Annotated in this window: 3 protein-coding genes and 1 pseudogene; 2 read left to right on the top strand and 2 right to left on the bottom strand. The window is 65.9% G+C overall.

All coding sequences use genetic code 11. The features are described from left to right. A pseudogene (locus EOA23_RS32510) lies at positions 1 to 269 on the bottom strand (acetyl-CoA C-acetyltransferase); the annotation flags it as partial. A gap of 307 nt (positions 270 to 576) precedes the next feature. Here EOA23_RS32510 and phaR point away from each other — a divergent pair. Then, positions 577 to 1,170 carry a polyhydroxyalkanoate synthesis repressor PhaR gene (gene phaR / locus EOA23_RS32505; protein ID WP_126064030.1) on the top strand — a complete coding sequence of 198 codons (594 nt, stop codon included), beginning with the start codon at positions 577 to 579 and terminating at the stop codon, positions 1,168 to 1,170. A 192-nt stretch (positions 1,171 to 1,362) separates the two neighbouring features. Here phaR and EOA23_RS32500 read toward each other — a convergent pair whose 3' ends face one another. Then, positions 1,363 to 2,508: a citrate synthase gene (locus EOA23_RS32500; RefSeq protein WP_127307084.1), complete on the bottom strand. Its 1,146-nt coding sequence runs from the start codon at positions 2,506 to 2,508 to the stop codon at positions 1,363 to 1,365. Positions 2,509 to 2,598: 90 nt separating this feature from the next. Between EOA23_RS32500 and EOA23_RS32495 the strand changes: the two genes are divergently transcribed. Continuing rightward, entirely contained in the window at positions 2,599 to 3,699 is a 1,101-nt protein-coding gene (locus tag EOA23_RS32495; RefSeq protein ID WP_127307083.1) for a citrate synthase/methylcitrate synthase, read from the top strand. The last annotated feature ends 98 nt before the right edge of the window (positions 3,700 to 3,797 follow it).

The raw sequence follows: 3,797 nt of genomic DNA, 5'->3' as shown, positions 1-3,797 counted from the left end.
ACCTGGTTGAGGCCCCAGGCCGTGGTTTCCTTCGGCAGGCCGGCGTTGATCGAGGCCTGGCGGGCCGGGTTCTGTCCCTGAGCGGCGGTCAGCACCTGGCCGAGGATGACCTCGTCGACCTCCGCGGCTTCGACGCCCGCGCGGGCGAGCAGCTCCCTGATGACCACGGCGCCGAGATCATGCGCCGGCGTGGCGGCGAAGCTGCCGTTGAAGGAGCCTACCGCGGTGCGGGCGGCGCTGGCGACGACGATTGAATTGGAAGCGGCCATTTTCTTCTCCAGACTTCGAGGTGTCGTATTTTAGGCTATCGTTGAAGACTTTTCTTGCCCGTTCAATGATCTGAGTCAAACCTGAAATGGGCATGGCCTCCATGCGCGGCAAGCAGAGCGCGCGCCGGTCGCGGTAAACGTGACGTTGGCCGCGCGGCGGATTTTGCAATGGCTGTGCAGCATTAATTGATGCCGCAGTGCACAAACCACTTGGAATTGTGACGCTTTTGCGCGTATCCTTAACAGAAGGCGCAATCGTTACCGGCCGCTTACTCCTAGAGGTGCCGGTGTCCTGGGGAGGATCCGGATGGCCGCAAAAGACGACCCGATCGTCATCAAGAAGTATGCCAATCGCCGGCTCTACAACACCGGCACGAGCACCTATGTGACGCTCGAAGACCTTGCCGAGATGGTCAAGAAGGGCGAGGAATTCACGGTACAGGACGCCAAGACCGGCGACGACATCACGCATCCGGTGCTGACGCAGATCATTTTCGAGCTGGAGAACAAGGACGGGCAGAACATGCTGCCGATCCCGTTCCTGCGCCAGCTCATCTCCTTCTACGGCGATCAGATGCAGATGATCGTGCCGAGCTTCCTCGAGCAGTCGATGATCGCCTTCTCCAAGGAGCAGGAGCGGTTTCGCGAGCAGATGAAGGGCGCCTTCGGCAAGACGCCGATGGACATGATGAAGACGCCGATGAAGGCGCTCGAGGAACAGACGCGCCGCAATGTCGAGATGTTCCAGAACGCCATGCGCATGTTCACGCCGTTCCCGCCCGCCGGCAGCAATGCCGCGGCCCCGGCCGAGCCGCCGAAGAAGGAAGAGAAGTCCGACGATCTGCAGGAATTGAAGGCGCAGATTGCGGCAATGCAGCGCAAGCTCGACACGATGTCTTAGGTTGCGTTGATATTCAGGTGAGGCCGGTCTGCAAATAGCGGCTTTCTGCGCTTCCGGTGCTCACGTACTTTAAGTACGCTCCGCTCCGGTTCTCGAAAGCCACTATTTTCGACTCGGCCTGACCTGAATCTCAACACAACCTGGCGCGCTTCATCCTGACTGTGAGGCGCTACATGTTACCATCAGTCCCCTTCATCCCGTGCAAATAGGCCCGTCATAGCGGGCGCGGGGCCGGATCAGCCTGTTGCTGGTCACCTGCTCGATGGCATGCGCCGTCCAGCCGACGCTGCGGCCGAGCGCGAACAGGCGGAAGGGCGCGTCGGCCGGCAGGCGCAGGCTGCGCGTTATAGCAGCCAGGGCGAAATCGATGTTGGGGTGCAGGCCTGTGGCGGCTAGGACCGCCTTGCGAAGGCGCGACAGCCCTTCGTCGATCTCGAGGCCGGAGAAGACGCCCTCGGCGCGCGGGTCGCCTTCCGGATAGAGCGGATGGCCGAAGCCGGGCAGCGGCCGGTCATGCGCCAGCCAGCGGGCGATCGCTTCGTCCGCGCCCAGCCGCTCCGCATCCTCGACCAGCGCGATTGCCGCGGCACCCGCGCCGCCGTGGCGCGGGCCGGTGAGCGTCGCGAGACCGGCGAGCAGGCAGGCGGCGATCGGCGCACCGGTCGAGGCCGCGACGCGGGCGGCGAAGGTCGACGCGTTGAGCTCGTGGTCGGCCAAAAGCACCAGCGCCTTGCGAATGAGGTCGGCGCCATCTGCTTCCACCGACCAGCCTTGCGCCAGCCGCATATGCACGGGTTCGGAGCCTAGCGTCGCGCCGAGCGCGGTGGCCAGCGCGCTGGTCGCGGCGGCGCCGTCCTGCTGCAGCATGGCCGGCCTGCGGCCGAGTGAGGGCCAGCCTTCGGCCGCAAGCGCCGAGAGCCGGGCGAAGGCGGTCGGCGTGCCGCTTTGCCGGGCGGCCGAAGGAGTCAGCGAGGCGAAGGACACCGGACGGCCGGAGGCCCACAGCAGTCCGGCGGTCTCCTCGAGCGTCGCCGTCGCCGAAAACTCCACCGCGTCCTTGCCGCGGTAGATGAGGCGGCCATGCAGCACCGTCGAGATCGAGGTGGCGATGGCCGGCTCGCCCCAGGCGATGGCGCTTTCGGCGATCGCCCGCGGGCTCCTGCCTCGGTCGCGTCGCATGGCAAGTGCTGCGATGTCGTCGGCGCGGTATTGGCTGCGGCGCGGGTCGGCGTCGTCCGGCCTCATGCCGACGCGACCACGGCTGACATAGGCATAAAGCGTCTGCGGCCGGACGTTCAGCCGCTCCAGCGCTTGCTCCCGCGTCAGCCACTCCGTCATTTGCCGCCCTTATATTGATTATCTTGATCAAGATTGATGCATTGATTGCGCAGCATTAATTGCAAAGCGTAAAAGGTCAAGGAGACGATCATGGCGAATGGGCTCGATGATGTTGTGGCGGCCGACACGGTGCTTTCCGATGTCGACGGTGTGGGCGGGCACCTCACCATCCGGGGACATTCGCTGGCGGAACTCGCCGGGCGCTGGCGCTACGCGCAGGTGGTGCGGCTGCTGTTCGACGGCTTCTTCGACGATCTCCCCGGCGACGCCGAACTGGAGAAGGCGATCGGCAAGGCGCGGGTGGAGGTATTCGATCGTGTGAAACCGCTGCTTGCGCAGCTCGCGCCGCTCGACATCTACAGCGGCATGCGGGCCGGCATGGCCGTCCTGCAGGACGGCGACGGACTTGCCGACGCGCTGCGCTTGATCGCGGCGCCGGCGGTGCTGACGCCGGCCCTGCTGCGCCTTGGCCGAGGCGAAACGCCGATCGCTCCCGACCCAAAAGCCGATCATGCCGGCGATATGCTGTGGATGCTTGCCGGCACCGTCTCGCCGGCGCTCGCCAAGGCGCTGGACAGCTACCTGGTGACGGTCTGCGACCACGGGCTAAATGCCTCCACCTTCGCGACCCGCGTGGTGGCGTCGACGCAGGCGGGATTGACCTCAGCCATTCTGGCCGGGCTCGGCGCGCTGAAGGGCCCGCTGCATGGCGGCGCGCCGGGGCCGGTGATCGAGATGCTCGACGCCATCGAGGCCAGCGGCGATGCGACCGCCTGGCTCAGCGACGAGATCGCGCATGGCGAGCGCATCATGGGCTTCGGCCATCGCATCTACCGCGTGCGCGATCCGCGCGCCGACGCGCTGAAGGCAGTGGTGCGGCAGCTTGGTTCCCGCAACGAAGCAAGCAGCAAGAATATGGGCAGCCGGCTGGCCTTTGCCGAGACGGTGGAGCAGGCCGCGCTCGAAGTGCTCAGGATCGCCAAGCCGCAGCGTTCGATCCAGACCAATGTCGAGTTCTACACCGCGCTTCTGCTCGAAGCGGTCGGCTTCCCGAAAGAAGCATTCTCCAACGTCTTCGCCGCCGGCCGCGTCGCCGGCTGGATCGCGCATGCCCGCGAGCAGCAGGCTACCGGACGGTTGATCCGTCCGCAGTCGCGCTATGTCGGGCCGGTGCCGGATCTGGTGGCGTAGGAAGCAGTTCCTCGCCCCCGCAACGCGGGGGAGAGGTGGCCCGGCGAAGCCGGGACGGAGCGGGGGACCGGCCGTGAAGCAGCGGCTCTTTCCGGCGA

The sequence above is a fragment of the Mesorhizobium sp. M2A.F.Ca.ET.042.01.1.1 genome, assembly GCF_003997405.1.
Lineage (GTDB): Bacteria > Pseudomonadota > Alphaproteobacteria > Rhizobiales > Rhizobiaceae > Mesorhizobium.
The sequence above is the reverse complement of the archived record's forward strand: the minus strand, read 5'-3'. Positions and strand labels throughout refer to the sequence as shown.